At 46.5% G+C, this 17,701-nt stretch carries 15 protein-coding genes; 6 read left to right on the forward strand and 9 right to left on the reverse strand.

Going from position 1 to position 17,701, the window contains the following annotated elements; genetic code table 11:
- Positions 1–177 precede the first annotated feature (177 nt).
- The 4 genes from desA to NOM90_RS14130 all read right to left on the reverse strand — a co-directional run bounded on the left by desA (position 178) and on the right by NOM90_RS14130 (position 5,810).
- Complete coding sequence (desA, locus tag NOM90_RS14115; protein WP_255942753.1) at positions 178–1,269, reverse strand: Delta(5) desaturase DesA; 1,092 nt, start codon at positions 1,267–1,269, stop codon at positions 178–180.
- 214 nt (positions 1,270–1,483) lie between these two features.
- Positions 1,484–3,034 (reverse strand): S-layer homology domain-containing protein, encoded by a 1,551-nt coding sequence (locus NOM90_RS14120; RefSeq protein ID WP_255942755.1) that lies wholly within the window; start codon positions 3,032–3,034, stop codon positions 1,484–1,486.
- A complete protein-coding gene (locus tag NOM90_RS14125) occupies positions 3,031–5,112 on the reverse strand; it encodes a YheC/YheD family protein (protein ID WP_255942757.1) in 2,082 nt (693 codons plus the stop codon). Before NOM90_RS14125 ends, NOM90_RS14120 begins: the two co-directional genes overlap by 4 nt.
- 122 nt (positions 5,113–5,234) lie before the next feature.
- Complete coding sequence (locus tag NOM90_RS14130) at positions 5,235–5,810, reverse strand: TetR/AcrR family transcriptional regulator (protein ID WP_255942759.1); 576 nt, start codon at positions 5,808–5,810, stop codon at positions 5,235–5,237.
- Positions 5,811–5,987: 177 nt separating this feature from the next.
- Between NOM90_RS14130 and NOM90_RS14135 the strand changes: the two genes are divergently transcribed.
- The 3 genes from NOM90_RS14135 to NOM90_RS14145 all read left to right on the forward strand — a co-directional run bounded on the left by NOM90_RS14135 (position 5,988) and on the right by NOM90_RS14145 (position 10,688).
- On the forward strand, positions 5,988–9,032 hold the full coding sequence (locus tag NOM90_RS14135; RefSeq protein ID WP_255942761.1) for an ATP-binding protein: 3,045 nt from the start codon (positions 5,988–5,990) through the stop codon (positions 9,030–9,032).
- A 102-nt stretch (positions 9,033–9,134) separates the two neighbouring features.
- Complete coding sequence (locus NOM90_RS14140; protein WP_255942763.1) at positions 9,135–9,536, forward strand: LytR/AlgR family response regulator transcription factor; 402 nt, start codon at positions 9,135–9,137, stop codon at positions 9,534–9,536.
- 6 nt (positions 9,537–9,542) lie between these two features.
- Positions 9,543–10,688 carry a response regulator gene (locus NOM90_RS14145; RefSeq protein WP_255942764.1) on the forward strand — a complete coding sequence of 382 codons (1,146 nt, stop codon included), beginning with the start codon at positions 9,543–9,545 and terminating at the stop codon, positions 10,686–10,688.
- A 105-nt stretch (positions 10,689–10,793) separates the two neighbouring features.
- Here NOM90_RS14145 and NOM90_RS14150 read toward each other — a convergent pair whose 3' ends face one another.
- From NOM90_RS14150 to pepT, 5 genes are all read right to left on the reverse strand, one after another.
- Positions 10,794–11,516, reverse strand: coding sequence for a DsbA family oxidoreductase (locus NOM90_RS14150; protein ID WP_255942766.1), 723 nt, complete (start codon positions 11,514–11,516; stop codon positions 10,794–10,796).
- A gap of 209 nt (positions 11,517–11,725) precedes the next feature.
- The gene (locus NOM90_RS14155) at positions 11,726–12,346 is read right to left on the reverse strand and encodes an acetate uptake transporter (RefSeq protein WP_255942768.1); all 621 of its coding nucleotides are present in this window, start codon (positions 12,344–12,346) and stop codon (positions 11,726–11,728) included.
- A 379-nt stretch (positions 12,347–12,725) separates the two neighbouring features.
- A complete protein-coding gene (locus tag NOM90_RS14160) occupies positions 12,726–13,661 on the reverse strand; it encodes an aldo/keto reductase (RefSeq protein WP_255943044.1) in 936 nt (311 codons plus the stop codon).
- Positions 13,662–13,795: 134 nt separating this feature from the next.
- The gene (locus NOM90_RS14165) at positions 13,796–14,401 is read right to left on the reverse strand and encodes a pentapeptide repeat-containing protein (RefSeq protein WP_255942770.1); all 606 of its coding nucleotides are present in this window, start codon (positions 14,399–14,401) and stop codon (positions 13,796–13,798) included.
- A gap of 47 nt (positions 14,402–14,448) precedes the next feature.
- Positions 14,449–15,684, reverse strand: coding sequence for a peptidase T (gene pepT / locus NOM90_RS14170; protein ID WP_255942772.1), 1,236 nt, complete (start codon positions 15,682–15,684; stop codon positions 14,449–14,451).
- Positions 15,685–15,886: 202 nt separating this feature from the next.
- Between pepT and NOM90_RS14175 the strand changes: the two genes are divergently transcribed.
- From NOM90_RS14175 to NOM90_RS14185, 3 genes are all read left to right on the forward strand, one after another.
- Positions 15,887–16,426 (forward strand): guanylate kinase, encoded by a 540-nt coding sequence (locus tag NOM90_RS14175; protein WP_255942774.1) that lies wholly within the window; start codon positions 15,887–15,889, stop codon positions 16,424–16,426.
- Between the two features lie 339 nt (positions 16,427–16,765).
- Positions 16,766–16,966, forward strand: coding sequence for a cold-shock protein (locus tag NOM90_RS14180; RefSeq protein WP_018976919.1), 201 nt, complete (start codon positions 16,766–16,768; stop codon positions 16,964–16,966).
- 122 nt (positions 16,967–17,088) lie between these two features.
- Positions 17,089–17,304 (forward strand): cold-shock protein, encoded by a 216-nt coding sequence (locus tag NOM90_RS14185; protein ID WP_255942780.1) that lies wholly within the window; start codon positions 17,089–17,091, stop codon positions 17,302–17,304.
- The last annotated feature ends 397 nt before the right edge of the window (positions 17,305–17,701 follow it).

Raw genomic sequence — 17,701 nt, forward strand, 5'->3', positions numbered from 1 at the left:
GCAAGGTTCGATTCAACATCTGCACCGTCTGATTTTTTGAGATCATTATAACGCGCGCCCTCCTTTTTCCCAAGTGACAGCCGAAATTTCGATATTTGTTTTCAAAAAAATTGCAGGTATCCATCAGATTGCTTGGATTCTGATGGATACCTGCAACATATTAACGTCCAAATAAGATTAATCTTTCGGCATAGCAGGAGTCTTTGGCTTCAATTCACGTGCAACCGCTTGAACCGCATTTTTTGGCAATCCACTGCGCACTTTGCGGCGTTGACTATATCCCGTGAACGTCTTCGTTTCTTCGTCCCACAGTCTGAACTTGAGCGATTGAAGACTCGTTTTCAACGTGATCGTCGTTGCTTTTTGAAGAGGAGTCGAAGAATCATGTGCTTTTTCCAAGTTATAATTCGGAACTTTCGGGCTTAAGTGATGCACATGGTGGAACCCGATATTGCCGGTCATCCATTGCAAAGGCTTCGGCAGTTTGTAATACGAGCTGCCTTCGACAGCGGCATTCACGTAGCTCCATTCTTCTTCATGCTCAAAGTAAGAATCTTCGAATTGATGCTGCACGTAGAACAACCAGATGCCGAACAGCCCGGAGAAGAAGAAGACCGGAACTTGTACCAGCAGGAACGCTTGCCAGCCGATCGCCCAGATCAGCGCCGCATAGAGCAACGCGATGAATAAGGTGGTCAGGTGGGTGTTGATCCGCTCTTGACGCTTTGCGCCTTTGCGGTTGAAGCGCGATTCGATCAAAAAGACGTAGATCGGTCCCAGACCGAACATGACGATCGGATTGCGGTAACAACGATAAGCCAAGCGTGTCCAAAACGAAGCGCTGTTGTATTCATCGACCGTCATCAACCACATATCGCCTTCACCGCGTTTGTCGAGGTTACTGCTAGTTGCGTGGTGACGCGTATGGCTATATTTCCATTTGCGATACGGCATCATCGTAATAACGCCTGTAATCGTACCGACAATATCATTGGCTTTTTTATTTTTGAAAAACGATCCGTGCGTGCAGTCGTGGAAAATGATGAATGTACGAATCACGAAGCCCGAAGCTACGATCAGTAGCGGCAGTGCGATCCAATACGAAAGTGACAAACTCATATACCCGCCGAACCAGAGCAAAATAAGCGGAATCAACGTGTTGATCATCTGACGGATACTCGCTTTGGAATCTGTTTTCTCGTAAGGTTTCATATGCTTTTTTAATTCCGCAATTGGGTTAGCGGATGCAGGGTTAGTAGACGGATTCATGGATGTAATCCCCTTTCGCGGACACCGAAGCGGCATCTCTATGTACGTAGTATAAAAAAAAGCGCTTACGCTGCGTAGTCATAGATGTCAGTGACTTTGGGTGACAAATGTCATGTAAGCTTCGAAGAAGGCGGAAAAGGAAATAAAAAAACAGCGAAGGCATCATGCCTTCGCTGCTTTTGGGATGAACATTCATCCAAAATCATACCGAAATTTATTTATCGCCCAGCCCTGTGCTATGCAGCAGGTTGATCAATAAAGCTGCCGCTTCGCCAGCTGTACCTTGACGTTTGGCTTCGACTTTTCCGCGATCGCCTTGGAATAGACCTGCGGCATACGCTTCTTCTACATAAGAATCTGCCCAATTCGAGATATTGCTCGAATCGCTGAACGCAGTTTTCGCATCGGTCGAAGTTGGCGTGCTTAATGGATTCAATGCCAGATCGAATTGACGGCTAGCGTTAATCAGAATCGCCATCATCTCTTCACGCGTCACTTCGCCATTTGTTTGCGTGCCTTGCGGGAGCCCGTCCAGAAGCCCTGCGCTGATCAGAGTCGAAAGCGCCGAACGACCAGAGCCGTATGATTCCAGACCCAGTGCGCGCACAGTCATCCGTGCGAAGTCTTCGCGATCCAATCCTGCCGAAGGCGAGCGATCTTCTAAGATCCCTTTTGCAGAAGACTCTCCAAGTGCATTATCGAACCATTTTCCGGTAGCGGTCGGAGCTTCGTAACGAACCAACATAACCGGGTTTCCGCCTGTTGTATGCAGAACGGCTTGACCGTCTTTGAAGGTGACTGGGATCGGTACGTACTTTCCGCCCACCAGCATCACTGCGCCCAATTGACTTGTATCCGAACCTTCAGGTACCGGAATCATTTGCTGGCCGTAACGTTTGTCATAACCGTTGATTTCAGTCGTTTTGGTACCGCTGCTTGCGAGCATACGGAACGTATACGCATCTCCGACTGGAGTCGCTCCTGTGATTTTGCTCCATACATTATTATCTGTCACAGGTGCTGATTTTTGAATTTGGATTCGAATTTGGACTTGGTCGGCAGGTACGCCTAGAATCTCAGCAGCTTGACCTACACGCAGACGATCTACCGGGAATACGATCCCGACGTCGGCAGTGCTAACCGAAAGTTTGTTGGTATTCGTTGCAAGCGGCGCTAACGTAGTGCCGTCCAAAACGATCTGCATATCGGTTCCTTTTAATTGCGGCAGACGATAAGCAAGCGTCTCGCCGCGAGTGGCTTGTTGAGAAGCGAGTGTAAGCCCTTGTGCATTCAGACGAAGTTCTGCGTTTGGTGTTCCATTTTGCCCGGTAGAACGAACCAAACTAGCCGATTGCCCAGTCAGATTGCCTGCCGACACAGCCAAGACTTGAATCGAATCTTCGGGGTTGGCAGGTGGTGCCGGAGTCGAAGGGACGAAAGTGACCGGAGCAGGCGTGTTATTCACAGGAGGCGGAGTTGGCATTTCATGGCCTGGATTCGAACCGCCACCAGGATCAGTTTCTCCTCCGTGGTCTTCCATCTGAACGCTATTTGGATTATCGATCGTTTCCGCATTTGCGGAGTTAATACCGAGGTACTGACTCAAGTAAGCGAACGAATCGCCGTCGTAGGCAGCCGGATCAGCATTAGTGATCGCCGGCGCGCCTGAAAGCAGGTGTGCCGTTAGCCCTGTCGTTAATAACGCGGAACGCAAAACGACTTTCTTTTTATTGTTTTTTTGGGCTGAATTTTTCTTTTTGCTCATAAGGCACGCTCCTGAGATTCGATTTTTGGATGTGAACCGATCAATGAGATACAAGAAGGGACAAGAATAGATGCAGCTTCGAGTTCTCGATTGATCACGCCGACTTTGTTCATGTTCGCTTCGTACAACCAGATTGAGCCATCTTGTTCGATACCCAGATCAAGCCCGATCTCCCATAAGCGATCTTCCAGCCGCTTCTCGATCTGAGCGGCTACCGCATACGCAAAACGATCGATCTTCGTGTTCATCTCTTCTTCGCGACCCGGGAATTGATAAGGTAAAAACCAATGCCACTGGGTGAAAGCACGTAAATTAGAATGATGATTGACGACTTTATGCCGCTGCTGCGTCGAGATATACGGCATATGACCGATAATTCGGAAGACTCCTTCCGCGTCGCGAATCATGTGGACGCGAATATGGAACGGCAAGTCTTCCGAGGTCACGCTATGGATAAATTTTTGTAAGACCATGTCTTTGTTTTCGGCAAGACCTTCAAACAATGCGGATAATTGTTCGGTGGCGAGCAAATGGCTATACATCGGATCATCGACCCGATAATGTTCGCCTTCGCGCTGCACGACGATAATCGCTGAGCCTTTTGTGCCGCCGCTTGGCTTGATGACCGTCTGCCCGTAATCCGAGATAAACTTCAAAGCAACTTCGGCAGAATTTAGCGCAGCGTACGGAATCAGATGCGGCTGGATGCTTGGATCTTCCGAAAGCATTTCGTAAGCTTTGATCTTGTTGAAGCTTCCCGCAGGTCTCGAATGGGTATTCGGAATTCCTTCCAATCTTGCGTACGCTTTTTCGGAACGTCGAAGCCCTCGTTCTTTGAGGCGATCGTAGACCACGTCAGGCAGTCTCCGATATTGCGACTTCCATTGTCCGTATTGGAAAGTTATTGCTTTGAGAAGCGGAGAATCGTAAGCGGCGTCTATAGGGCGGAACCAGATAAAGTCGGTGTCGTAAGCGGCACTCGCGAACGCCAAGGCTTCGCTCAGACGAACTTCTGCATCTTTCTCTGCGACGAGCATTCCGATTGTACGGCGATGTCGAATTTGACCGGTTCCAACTTCGTGCAAATGCCGGCAAAATTGAAGGACTCGAATCGCGCGTAGCGGTTCATGGTCGCGAGTCTCGGGTGAAGCATTAGCTTCCAGAAAATGAATCTTGCCTTCTTGATCCATCAGCAGATCGATCCCTAGCTCGTTGCACAAAAACGGATAAGGACGATTCACGCCTTCTGCAAGCCGCAAAGCCGTTTGTTCCAATTTTGCTTGCATGTCTAAAGCTTGATTGCCATAAAACGACGACAAAACAGAATGAAGGTCTAAGCTTTGTCCACCTGCACTCAGATTGCTGATAAACCCGCCGGGTTTACCGATACGCGGATACGTTCGTGTCACTTGAAATTCGCCATTTTCATCGCGCTGAACATGCACGCGATAATCGAGCGGTTCATTATTGGAAGTTAAGGTTGGGACGTAAGGTTGAATGAGATAAGATTGCCGGGCGATCAGGCGACGCAACGCTTTACGTAATTCGCGCAAATCCAGTAGCCGCGAAGTTCCGCTACTTTCTTCCCAGCGATAGCGTGCATGGTCGATACGGATACGGACAATACCGCCGCCTCGTCGTCCGTCAGAAGGTTTCAAAAGAAGATCGCGATGCAGGTTTAGCATACGTTCAGCATCAGCAGGGGAGGATAAATTTTCTGTAGGTAATAAAAATTCGGCAAAATCGGTTTGAAGAGATCCAGTAACGGCTTCTTTATTGCCAATCAAATGAACAGCAAAAGGAACTTGAGCACGAAGAAGTTTTTCGACTTCAGGACGCTTCGCTGCCACTTCCGGCGACTCATTCAATACGACATCTGGATAAGGGGTTTCCCGTTGATAGAATTGATCGTTATGCGCGTGTAGAGCGGTTATAGTAGAACGTTCGGGATGAATACCGTCTACGTTGAAAAAGCAGAGCGAAATATGTTGGCGCTTCGCTTCTGCAAGAAGTGCATCGATTCGTTCGCGTGAAATATGCTCGAACGGATCACTACGATGGTATACACCAATTAGCATAATGCCGGATATTCCTCCTGTTCAAATAAACCATCAAATTTAATCTATATTTCGGTGAAGAGCGGGCTTTTTTGAATAGGATGTCACATTTAGATGTAAAAAAAATTTAAGGGGGCTTTGTTTTATTTTGAGGGGGAAAAGCGATCTACGATCATCGTTTCCAATAGCGCGTACGTTTTTTCCAAATCAAGTTCAGGACGCAATAATTTCTGCAAAGCCAGACCATCGAAGCAAGCAAGCAAAATAGCAGACAAAGATTCCCGTTCTTCTTCGCTCAAATGGATCAGCGTGGAGTCTAGCACATCGGCAATTCCTTCACGTCCGACTTCAAGAAGTTGATACACGTCGTGAGACAGAGCGGGATCACGTAAGCCTTGTGCGAAAAGTTCATATCGAAGCTTATACCAATCGGGATCACGACGTTCTGTGACATGCGCTTGATATTCTTCCGAGCCAAATAAATCAGAAGAAGGACGCAAGCTTGGATTTTCGAACTCTTCTTCGTACCGTTCACGACTTTCGCGCATGACTTCACGCAAAATTTCTTCTTTGGATTTGAAATAATAATGAATCAGCCCGGGAGCGGTCAGCCCGGCTTCTGTCGCGATTTCTTTGATCGAAGCGCTCTCGTATCCTTTTTCTGCAATAATTCGTGCTGCCGCTTCAACGATTTGCTTTTTTTTCGGATTTTTTTTCATGCGGCATCCTTCTTTCCTGAACATTATTGTGCGTTTAGCGTAGCAGTTCATTAGATCCGTCGCAATCATGTTTCTGCTTATGGGGAGCAAAACCGTGTATAATCTGGATTAACTTGCAATATTCAAGCCTCTACACAAATATGCGCTGTTGATAACGATAGGAATGAGTGAGAAGCCGTGTTCAAAAAATGGATCACGTTAATATTGGCAATCATCTTGATTGTCGGGCTACCTGTGATTGGAATGGTCGATAGTGTGACTTCGCAGCGTGCGCTTCCTCGCGCTGAAGGAGGGAATATCGATTTAAGAGGTTGGGATTATGATCAGCGCGGCGTCGCGAATCTAGATGGAGAATGGACCTTTTATCCGGGCAAGCTGCTAACGCCGGAAACGTTAAATCAGCCTATATCAGATGCTAAAAGTCTTCAGGTGCCGGGTGCTTGGAACAAAGCGATGTCGGGCGGAGGATCGGGATACGGCACCTATCGCCTGAATATCGATCTGGGTCAACGATTCGATCAAGATTTTGGTCTGCGTATTTCAAATATTCGAATGGCAAGCCGGGTGTACGTCAATGGAGAGTTGTTGGGATCAAGCGGTAATCCTTCGGAAAACCGGGATACAGATATTCAAAGAAATATCCCGTATACAGGCGTTTTTAATTTGAATTCAAACAAAGTTGAAGTTCTGATTCAAGCTTCCAACTTTAGTTATGCGACAGGCGGAATCTTTGATTCGATAGGCTTCGGACCGGAATCCGTCATTTTACGAGACCGGCAAGGCGATTCGATTCGCGACTTTTCTTTGATTAGCGGATTTTTGCTTCCAGGTATGTTGTTTTTGTTACTGTATGTCTTGCACAAGCGCGAAAGACCACAGCTTTTTCTCGGTTTATTCTGTCTATTAGGCGTTGTCTACATGTTGACACATGGCGAAAAGTTGATCGATTATTTTTTGCCGTATATGCCTTATGTGATATTGCTCAAGCTTCAAGCGATCTCTGGAAATCTCATTTATCTATGCCTGATTGCGTATATCAATGCGTTGGTGCCGGGAACGATTCACAAAGTCGTAATGCGTATCTATGCCTTTTTGACGATTTTGGGCGCGTTTTTAGCTTTGGTTTTGCCGATGCCGATCTTTTCGTCGCTCGAAAATTTAGTATTGTTTTTCGCCTTTTTGACGATGGGCTATACGATCTGGGTGATGATTCGTTGGGTCAACCGAAGCGCCGAAGACTGGTTTTTGATTACGCTGGGTCTAATGAGTCTCACCATGTTTATGCTGCTCAATATGATCGATCTGATCGCTCAAGTCGATTTGCGCTGGTGGGCGATTTACGAGTTGATATTGTTCGTATTGGCACAGACCGTATTATTGATTCATCGATTTGTACGTGCTTTCGCTGATGTCGAACGATTATCTGCTCGGCTGCTCACTCTCGATGGGCTAAAAGACGAATTTATGGCGAATACGTCGCATGAACTTCGAACGCCGCTGCACGGTATGATCAATATCGCACATTCGATGTTGGAAGGCGCGGCAGGGCCGATCTCCGTCAAGCAGCAAGAAAATTTATCGATGATTATGACAACAGGGCAACGTCTATCGCTTTTGGTTGGGGATATCCTTGATTTTTCGAATTTAAAAGAAGGGCGTATGCGCTTGGAGCTTCGCACCTTGCATCTGCCGTCTATCGTTCATTCAGTCGTGGAAGTTGTCTCGTATACGCTTAGAGATAAGCCGATTTTGATTGTGCAGCAATGCCCGGAAGATTTGCCCGGCGTACAGATGGATGAAGATCGTTTGCGGCAAATTTTGTACAATCTGATTGGCAATGCGGTGAAGTATACCGAACAAGGACAGATCGTCATTACAGCTTCTGTAGAAGGCGATTGGGTCACCGTAGAAGTTGCCGATACCGGAATCGGGATTGATCGGAGTCGCTGGCAAAGTATTTTTCAACGGTTCGAACGTATGGATGAGGCATTGAATAGTGAAGGAAACGGTCTGGGTCTGCATATTACGCGTCAATTGGTTGAACTCGGTGGAGGACGAATCTGGCTGAATTCCACGCCGAACAAAGGAACGAGTTTCTTTTTCACTTTACCGATCTCAAGCTTCGAAGTAGAATCGCCAAATCTGCAACCGACAGATATTATACAGGAAGAAGAAATTGAAGTAAGGGACGCCGATGCTTTTGAACTCGCCATCTTCCATGCGGGAAGTGTGCTCATCGTTGACGATGATCCGGTCAATCGACGGGTGCTACAAAATTTGCTGACTACAGCAGGTTATGAGGTTCATGCGGCGTCTGGCGGCGCTGAAGCGCTTGAGTTTATGGAGAAAAAGTTGGACGTTGAACTTGTGATCACCGATTGGATGATGCCAGGTATGTCGGGATTGGAGCTGTGTCGTCAATTACGTCAACGCTATACGCTCGCTGTATTGCCGATCTTGCTACTCACCGCACGTGGTCTGCCTAAAGATATCGAAGCTGGATTCGAAGCAGGCGCCAGTGATTTTCTGCGTAAACCGGTCGATGCCGGAGAACTTAGGGCAAGAGTCGGTACGTTGATCGGAATGCGCCGCTCTGCGGAAGAAGCGATCCGCACGGAGATGGCATTTTTGCAAGCACAGATCAAGCCGCACTTTTTGTATAATGCGCTTAATGTTATTATTTCGGCGTGTACGACCGATCCTGACAAAGCAATCGATCTATTGATCGAACTGAGTCATTACTTGCGAGGAAGCTTTGATTTCCATAACCGAGATCGCCTTGTACCGCTACAAAAAGAATTGGAACTTGTTCAAGCTTACGTGGCATTAGAGCAGGCAAGGTTCGATGATCGGTTGATTTTTGAATGTGAAACCGACGATCTGATCGGAATCTTGATCCCTCCGCTCAGTATTCAGCCGCTTGTTGAAAATGCAGTTCGTCACGGCGTGATGCAGCGGTCTGCCGGAGGCGTTGTTCGATTGGAGGTTCGAGATACCGGTTCGACCGTCTCGATTCGTGTAAAAGATAATGGAGTAGGGCTAAGTGTATTGGAATTCGAAGAAATTATGGCAGGTCGTATGGGCGGCGTCGGTCTGCGTAATATTGACCGCAGGCTGTCGGCGATGCACGGAGCTTCTCTAAAACTTGAAGCTTCTGCCTCCGATACAAAAGGTTGGACCGAGATTGGATTCGATCTGCCGAAAGATCGGTTGCTGCAATAAAAATCCATCATGAATGTTGTTCAGAAAATGTTCAGCCCTTTCCGGTATGCTGAAGCTATGAGTACGAGTATCTGCTCGTATCCCGGGAAAGGGATGAGAATTATGCGGATTTATCTATTGGATAACGATCAGGCATCGTGGGTACAGACGTCTCAGATGTTAAGCCATTATAGCGATGTCGAATTGGTCGGCAGCTCGTATGAATCGGATTTTGCATTGGATGATGTGTTGGTTTTGAAGCCAGATGCTCTTTTTGTGGAGACACGTCTAGGTAGTTTGTCTGGATTTGCCGCTTCGCAGCGCATTCGGCAATATTTGCCTGATTTGCGTGTGGTCTATGTGACGACCAGCCGAGCTTACGCTCTTCAAGCTTTTGAACAACAAGCATTCGATTATTTGCTAAAACCTCTGACCGGAGAACGACTGGAGCAGACGATTGTTCGTTTGCGGCGTGTTTGCGGTTGTGATATTCATACGAAAGCAACAACGAATAAAATGGAGTGATTACAGATGCGTGCCATGCTTGTCGACGATGAAAAGCCTGCGCTTGTTCATCTTGAACGATTGATTCGCGCTGATGGACGCTTGGAAGTGATATCGCTGTGTACATCGGCGCGTGAAGGAATCGAACTTCTTCAAAAAGAGCCAATCGACGTTGTCTTTTTGGATATCGGAATGCCAGAGATGAATGGGCTGGAAGCAGCCGAGTATATTCAGCAGCATTATCCGGGGATCGCGATTATTTTTGTTACCGCTTATTCGGAATATGCGGTGGAAGCTTTCGATCTTCAAGCGATCGATTATTTGCTCAAGCCAATTGGATCGACGCGGCTACAAAAAGCGATAGCACGAATATCTGTGAATCTCAGAGCCGAGATCGAGGAACTTCCAGCTGCAAGCCCTGCGGCAAAAACTTTTCAAGCTGAAACGCCGGGCATTCTGATGTTCCGTCGATTAGAGCTGTACGATCTTCAAGCCAAGCAAGTCTTTCCGGTCAAATGGAGAACGACCAAATCGCAAGAATTGTTTGCGTATTTACTGCATCAAAAAGAACAATGGATTCCGCGAGACGAACTGATTGAGTTGCTGTGGACCGATATGCCGAATGACAAAGCAGCGACCCATCTACACACTTCCGTCTATCAAATTCGCAAATTATTGAAGACGGGTAAGCCAGAGATGACGCTTGAGTATCGGCAAGAAAGTTATCGGTTATTACGCGGTAACGTTGTGACGGATGCCGAATATGTAGAGCAACAATTCGAGCAGTTAATCGGCTGTGCGCACGAAGAAACTGAAGCCGTAAATTGGATATTATCGTTATGGCGAGGCGGTTATTTGGCACATCATGATTATACGTGGGCGGAATCGCGAGCTGAAAAGTTGGAGCGCCAGCGGTTTCGGTTGACACTTGAATTTGCGCAGGTGCAAAAAAATAAAGGCAGCGTCGACGAAGCGATTCGTTTATTAATTGCGCTTCAAGAAGATGAGCCTTATGCGGAAGAAGTCTGCCGCGAACTTATGACGACATACGAAGCAGCAGGGAACAAGCGGCTGGCGCGTGAATGTTACCAAGCTTTTGAGCAACGCTTGGACGAGGAACTGGGGACAACGCCTGAGATCAAGACGGTTCAAATTTATGAGCGATTGTCATGAAAGTTCCTTCATATTGAGTCGAAAAGGCAGTCATCAGCAATCGAATACATCAAAAAAAGCGTTCCGGCAATCTGCCGGAACGCTTTCTTTGAACTTGATTATGAGTTATTCCGGTTTCGTTTGCGGAACTGCGCAAGCTCCGTCTGCACATCCGTCCAGATCGTCTACATCGTTGCCAAGCACCGTCAGTGCTGGGCGTTCGCCCCAAGCTTTTTCCAAAGCTTGATCGAATACGCTATCCGGCTGCGCGCCGGATACCGCGAATTTGCCGTCCAATACGAAGAACGGAACGCCGCGTACGCCAAGCTGCATCGCTTCGTTCTCGTCATCGCGAACTTGCTGGCTATACGCATCGGATTTCAGCACCTCAAGCACTTCTTCACGATTCAAGCCGACTTCTTCCGCGATTTTTGCCAACTCTTCATGGTCGCCCAAAAAAGCACCTTCAGTAAAGTAAGCTTCCATCAGACGTTCGGTCAACGGAGCAGGCAAGCCTTTTTCGGAAGCAAAATGAGCCAAACGATGGGCATCGAATGTATTCGTATATTTCATCCGATCAAAGTCGTAATTCAGTCCAACGCTACGTGCGGCTTGGATGACATTGTTGTTCGCAGCGACGGCTTCTTCACGGCTCATGCCGTATTTTTTAGCAAGCATATCGTTAATGTCGCCTTCATGGTGTACAGCCGAGTTTGGATCAAGTTCAAAGCTTTTGTAGACAACTTCTACTTGATCTTTGTTCGGGAAACGTTCTAAAGCATGTTCAAGGCGGCGTTTACCGATATAACAAAACGGGCAGACATAATCTGACCAAACTTCGATTTTCATAACAAATAGACTCCTTTTGCCGAACGATCTTTGAGGTCTCTACAGTGCTATTTCATTCGTGGGATACCTCAAACCCGGCTTTGAATTTACTTACTTAAACTTATTATAGTTACATTTAGTAAGTAAATCAAGAGGCAATATAAAAGAAAGAAAGTGAAATAAAAAAATCCACGTTATGCTTAAGCACAACGTGGATTTTCTACGTTTATTTATACGCGAGCTTTGAAGATACCGAAAGCTTTGCCGATCGGCAAAAATTCGCGACCGAAGTGAGTATTGAGTACGTTCGCTCCGCAACCGTATAGCGATACGATACCAATTGCCAGTTCCGCATAAGCCGCCATCGAATGGAAAAATTCAGGTGCTCCGAAAGCATCAAAAGTCAGACCCAAGAACAGTACATCGATCAGGCAGAAGATAATAAAGAGGACTTTATTCGTCTCCATCGCTCCGATGGTCATAAACAAGGTAAAGACGAGGTAACCGGCAAAAGCAAAACCAAGCTGCTTCCCGTCGACAGCGCCTGCAAGTTCAGGTCCAAAGGTGCCCATTTTCATCAACCAGTTGGTCGCCATCGCGAACCAGAAAAAAGCGTAAGCCGCAAACGCCGTCATACCGAACGTGTTATTGTGCTTGGCATCTTGAATACTGGCAAAAAGCTGAGCGAAAGCGCCTAAAAAAACAGCCCAAGAAGCGGCATAACTTAGGCCCTCTGTGAATCCGAGCTTCTGCGAAGAAGCAACGAGTGTAACGATAGCAAGACCGAATAAGCCGATAGCGCCGGGATCAGCGGTAACCACTTTTACGGTAGAAGGGGATGGGTGATTCATGACTGTAATAATTCCTCCACAATATAAAATAAAAAGCTCAAAATTTCGATTCGTTCCGTTCCGTAACGAACTCAACTGACCCATTGTACTCGAAAAAAAGTACAAAATGAATACTAAAAAGTGTGTTTTCATAAAAAAATCTGAAAACATCATGATTTGCATAGAAAAGACCGCCGAAAAACCGGCGGTCATAGGATTTTTAACACTCTAAAGTAACTAGAAGCAAGCCGACGTAGAGAGGATTCAGTGGAGGAGCGTTAGCGTTCGCCTTTGAAATTGAGAAAACTCCTACAATAAGAGTCCAATCCTTTTTCTCAATTTCAACACGCGACCGAAACGAATCTTCTTGTAGTCGGCTCGCTCCCTCCATCGTAAAAGATTAGTCTCTGAACAAGAAATCGATTTGCTGGATTTGTTCAGGTGTGAGTTTCACGTCAAGCGTTTTGAGATTGGCTGCAACTTGACGGTCGTTTTTAGCACCTGGAATGACAGCATCGATTGTATCTTGAGTCAAATACCATGCGAGTACGATATTCGAAATATCGACGCCATGAGCGTTGGCGATCTCGCGCAGAGCATTGACTTTCTCGACGTTGCGTTTGAACGTATCGCCTTGGAACATCGGATTTTTCAGCTTGCTTTCGTCCAGCTGGTCGTCCACATGATATTTGCCTGTGAGCAGACCCGAAGCGAGCGGGAAGTAAGGCACGAACGAAATCCCGTTTTCTTTTGCGTACGGAAGAAATTCGGATTCGGCGCCGCGTTTGAATAAGTTGTATTCGCCTTGGACTACGTCAACGTGCCCGTCTTTGTTCGCTTCCCGCAATTGATCCATCGAGAAGTTGGATACGCCGATCGAACGGATCTTGCCTTCTTGCTTCAGCTTCGCAAGCTCGCCGACCGCTTCGTCTTTTGGCGTATGCTCGTCTGGGAAGTGGATGTAATACAGATCGATATAATCGGTACCGAGACGCTTCAAGCTATTTTCAACGGATTCTCGCAAAAAAGCCGGAGAATTATCGAACACCGTTTTTCCATCGGTAATTTTATGAGCGCCTTTAGTCGCAATTACGATCTCGTCGCGGTGACCAAACTTTTTGACGACTTCGCCGACCAGTTCTTCCGAACGTCCGGGTCCGTAGATAAATGCCGTATCCAAAAAGTTAATGCCGCTCTCCAAAGCCGATTTGACCGAAGCTTTACCCGCTTCTTCATCCAAGTTAGGGAAAAGGTTATGTCCGCCGACAGCATTGGTTCCGAGTCCGACAGGTACGATCTTCAGACCGCTTTTTCCCAACGTTACTTTCTCGTTCACGATTTTCGTCATTACAAAAACCTCACTTTCCACAAATAAAAATCAAATTCCGTTTTAATTGTGTACCCTAAAATTTAGGAAACGTAACTTTCTAATCTTAAAATCCGATTAAAAATGTCGGAAAAGCGTTTTCTTTAATCCACTTTCGCTCCATAAGAACGCATAAACAACACCGCTTGCTCGCGATCCATCCGAACTTGCTGCACATCCAGTGCTTTGAAATTCACGCCGTCGAGCACCGCATCTCGTAAATCTGCGCCTTTCAGCTTCGCTTTATCGAGGATACAGCGTGTTAGATCAGCTCCGCGTAAATCGGCTTTTTGCAGACTGCTTTCGGATAAGTCCGCTTCGAAAAAGCGCGCTCCGCGCAAATCTTGTCGATCCAGCCGAGCAAGGCGAAGGTTGGTATACGACCAGTCGCCTTGCACAATCGTAAATCCGTCAAGCTTCGCTCCCGCAAAATCAGAACCCGTCATTTTACAACGATCGAACTTTGCCGCAAATAGATTGGCTTCGGTAAATGTGCAATTCTCGAACGCCGATTCGATATGAATCGAGCCGTTCAAAGCAGCGCCGTGAAAATTACAATCGGTAAACCGGCATCCACGCGTCAAAATTTCTTCAAGCGAACCATAAACAAAACGGCACCGTACAAACGTACAGTTCGTCAGCTCGCCGTCTCGAAGTTGCTGCGAGCCAAAATCAACATCTTCATACTCGCGGTTTTCGTAATCGAACAAAGTGATGCTCCTTTCGCGCTTTCTTTGACGCCCTAATCCTCTTATGCTTACGCTTGACGTTCGAAAGCTTGAACCACTTCCAAAATCACTTGTGTGGCCTTCACCATATTGTCCGCAGACACATATTCATAACGACCGTGATAGTTTTCGCCGCCAGTAAAAATATTCGGCGTAGGCAAGCCCATATAAGAAAGCTGCGAACCGTCTGTACCTCCGCGAATCGGACGAATATCCGGCGTAATATCAAGTGTTTTCATCGCGTCGCTTACCACATCGAAAATTTGTATCACAGGTTCGATTTTTTCGCGCATATTGTAGTATTGATCGCGTAGTTCAAGGATTACATTTTCGTCGCCATAAGTTTGACGGAATTCGCTTGCGATGTTTTCCATCAACTTTTTGCGGTTTTCGAAGCTGGTACGGTCAAAATCCCGGATAATGTACGACAATGTCGTTTGATCCGTACCGCCGTTGATATCGAGCAGATGGAAAAAGCCTTCGTAACCTTCTGTGAATTCCGGCGATTCTTGCTCTGGCAGACGACGATGGAATTCCATCGCGATTTTCGCGGCATTGATCATTTTGCCTTTTGCCGTACCCGGGTGAACGCTTACGCCTTTAATGGTCACTTTTGCCCCTGCCGCATTGAAGCTTTCGTATTGCAATTCGCCAAGAGGGCCACCGTCCATCGTGTACGCGTATTTCGCGCCAAATGCTTCGACGTCAAAACGTTGAGGGCCGCGTCCGATTTCTTCATCCGGTGTAAAAGCAACGCGGATTTTGCCATGTTTGAGCTCTGGATGGGCAATTAGGTAATTTAACGCGGTCATGATCTCTGCCATACCGGCTTTATCATCAGCCCCAAGCAGCGTCGTACCGTCTGTGGTCATCAGCGTGTGACCGATATAATGCGATAATTCCGGGAATTCGCGCGGCGACAACACGATCCCAAGTTTTTTGTTTAGCATGATATCCCCGCCGTCATAACTTTCGACGATCTGCGGGTTCACGTTGGCGCCGCTAAGTTCGGTTGCGGTATCCAAGTGGGCGAGGAATCCGATCACCGGTACATTATTTTTATCGGTATTGCTCTCCAGCGAAGCCATCACATAACCATTTTCATCCAGTGTAATTTCGGTCAGACCCATTTCCGTCAATTCGCGTACCAGTTGCTCGGCAAGCTTCATCTGTCCGGGTGTAGATGGGCAAGTATCGCTTTCTTCATTAGACTGGGTATCAAAACGGGCATAACGGTCGAGGCGTTCGATCAGTTCTTGTTTCATAGGTAAGTTCCTTCTTTCCGTCAATTTGGTGGCTGCAAAAGCCATACACACATACCGTTAGTTTAGCATGAAAAAGGGTTTCGTAAAAAGTTGGAGAACAAGATCCAAACGTGCGAGAATATATCGTATGTCTGGATCAAAAAATGATGAGAATCATTTAATCTGCCTCAGATTTAATACTTAATATTCGGAGGTTCAACAAATGAATATCGCACTTATTGTGTTTCAAGGGCCGAGTGCTTCAGGCAAAACGACACTTCAAGCGGCTCTCGAGTTACCGCGCATCGTCACATGGACATCGCGAGCACCGCGAAGCGGCGAAGTAGATGGCGTCGATTATCATTTCACATCTCGCAGTACACTTGAGACCATGATGCAAGAAGGCAAAATGTTAGAGACTAGCGAGTATCGCGGTCATTTATATGGAACGTCGCGATCTTCTATTGAAGAAACGGCGAGCGGAAACGAAGTCCGTTCAATCGTGCTTGACGCAAACGGTGCACAAGTGGCTCGTAATCTGCTCGGTAATCGTGCACTGACAGTAGGCGTATCGGCTTCGCGCGCTGAATGTGAGCAGCGGTTACGGGATCGCGGTTCCGATGAACAACAGATCAGAACTCGCTTAGCAGGCTACGATGAAGAGATTGCGGCTTTGGCTGAGTGTGATCTAATCATTCGCAGCGGCGAAGGGGCTTTGGAGCGTGCAAGCGAAATTGTTCGAGCGCTCCATTCGATGGTATAGAAAATGAGGCAGACAGGCTCAAGACAATTTCGGGAAAAAGGTAAACCTTCAGAAACATAGATTGGGCCTGAACATATGATCTAATTAACTTGCTTAATTAGAAAAGAAAGGTTTTTTAATGAAGGAAACGTTTGCTTTTGATTAGCTGTTGTGTTAAGCTATTAATCAATAGCGACTGGGCAATTTAGATTTACTTATTGGAAAGGGTTGTCATCTATGGGTTATGGAGCCTTTTCCAATGTGTGATTTTTTTATATCCCCACGGAGCATAAAAAATGCATGTTGCCGGAACTTGGATATACCAAAGTTTCGGAAATAAATTTTTGGAGGTTTTCTTTCATGGAAACAGGAACAGTAAAATGGTTTAACGCAGAAAAAGGTTACGGCTTTATCGAAGTTGAAGGCGGCAGCGACGTATTCGTTCACTTCTCCGCTATTCAAGGCGACGGTTTCAAAACCCTCGACGAAGGCCAACGCGTAGAATTCAACATCGTTGAAGGCAACCGTGGACCACAAGCAGAAAACGTAACTAAACTGTAAGAACACACGAAACGGACTGCTCTTAACCCTGTGTTGAGAGTAGTCCTTTTTTTAGATTCATCAGCTACATCAATATAATCGGGACCGGTTCCGGCCCTATCGAAGACGGGGAGGCATCGAACATGTATTTTCGTAAAAAGCAAGACGAAGAACTTGTGAAAGAAAGTACCGCGGTATGGACTTGCGAGAAGGAAGACTGTAAAGGTTGGATGAGAGATAACTTTTCGTTCGAAGATGAACCGACTTGTCCGATTTGCTCATCCCGGATGAAAAGAGATACTAAAATGCTGCCAGTCTTGGCGAACCCAACAGGTGACCCTAAACCGGAAAGTAAATAGGATCGAAAGCTCGCCTTCAGGTGAAGGCGGGGTCCTTTAAATTGTGATACATGATAGGATTCATCAATAGAAACGAAAAATAGAGACGAAAAATCGTCTTCGGTACGTATCGCTCGGTAACGGGCGACGAACCGAAGACGATTTTTTATGTTGTAACCTAAACCAAAAGGCAATTTTCATTTAAAATGTGGATAAACGTGTAGAGCTTATATGTTGTCCACATGTGGAAAACTGATTTTTATAAATAAAAAAGCACTTTTTATACGATTTTATATAAAAATCGTGGATAGATCGGGGATAATGGGGATAAGCTTGCTTGGTTCTTATACATACTTAGGTAGCGTTACCTTGTTTTTTTCTATAAAATAACGGTTAGAAATAGGTTAACGATCTAGTT

Source organism: Saccharibacillus sp. JS10 (genome assembly GCF_024436065.1).
In the GTDB taxonomy this organism is placed as follows: domain Bacteria; phylum Bacillota; class Bacilli; order Paenibacillales; family Paenibacillaceae; genus Saccharibacillus.

Excerpts from the sequence above, each read along its gene's own strand:
- desA (WP_255942753.1), bottom strand. The coding sequence starts at position 1,269 with ATGAATCCGTCTACTAACCCTGCATCCGCTAACCCAATTGCGGAATTA.
- NOM90_RS14120 (WP_255942755.1), bottom strand. The coding sequence starts at position 3,034 with ATGAGCAAAAAGAAAAATTCAGCCCAAAAAAACAATAAAAAGAAAGTC.
- NOM90_RS14125 (WP_255942757.1), bottom strand. The coding sequence starts at position 5,112 with ATGCTAATTGGTGTATACCATCGTAGTGATCCGTTCGAGCATATTTCA.
- NOM90_RS14130 (WP_255942759.1), bottom strand. The coding sequence starts at position 5,810 with ATGAAAAAAAATCCGAAAAAAAAGCAAATCGTTGAAGCGGCAGCACGA.
- NOM90_RS14140 (WP_255942763.1), top strand. The coding sequence starts at position 9,135 with ATGCGGATTTATCTATTGGATAACGATCAGGCATCGTGGGTACAGACG.
- NOM90_RS14145 (WP_255942764.1), top strand. The coding sequence starts at position 9,543 with ATGCGTGCCATGCTTGTCGACGATGAAAAGCCTGCGCTTGTTCATCTT.
- NOM90_RS14150 (WP_255942766.1), bottom strand. The coding sequence starts at position 11,516 with ATGAAAATCGAAGTTTGGTCAGATTATGTCTGCCCGTTTTGTTATATC.
- NOM90_RS14155 (WP_255942768.1), bottom strand. The coding sequence starts at position 12,346 with ATGAATCACCCATCCCCTTCTACCGTAAAAGTGGTTACCGCTGATCCC.
- pepT (WP_255942772.1), bottom strand. The coding sequence starts at position 15,684 with ATGAAACAAGAACTGATCGAACGCCTCGACCGTTATGCCCGTTTTGAT.
- NOM90_RS14175 (WP_255942774.1), top strand. The coding sequence starts at position 15,887 with ATGAATATCGCACTTATTGTGTTTCAAGGGCCGAGTGCTTCAGGCAAA.
- NOM90_RS14180 (WP_018976919.1), top strand. The coding sequence starts at position 16,766 with ATGGAAACAGGAACAGTAAAATGGTTTAACGCAGAAAAAGGTTACGGC.
- NOM90_RS14185 (WP_255942780.1), top strand. The coding sequence starts at position 17,089 with ATGTATTTTCGTAAAAAGCAAGACGAAGAACTTGTGAAAGAAAGTACC.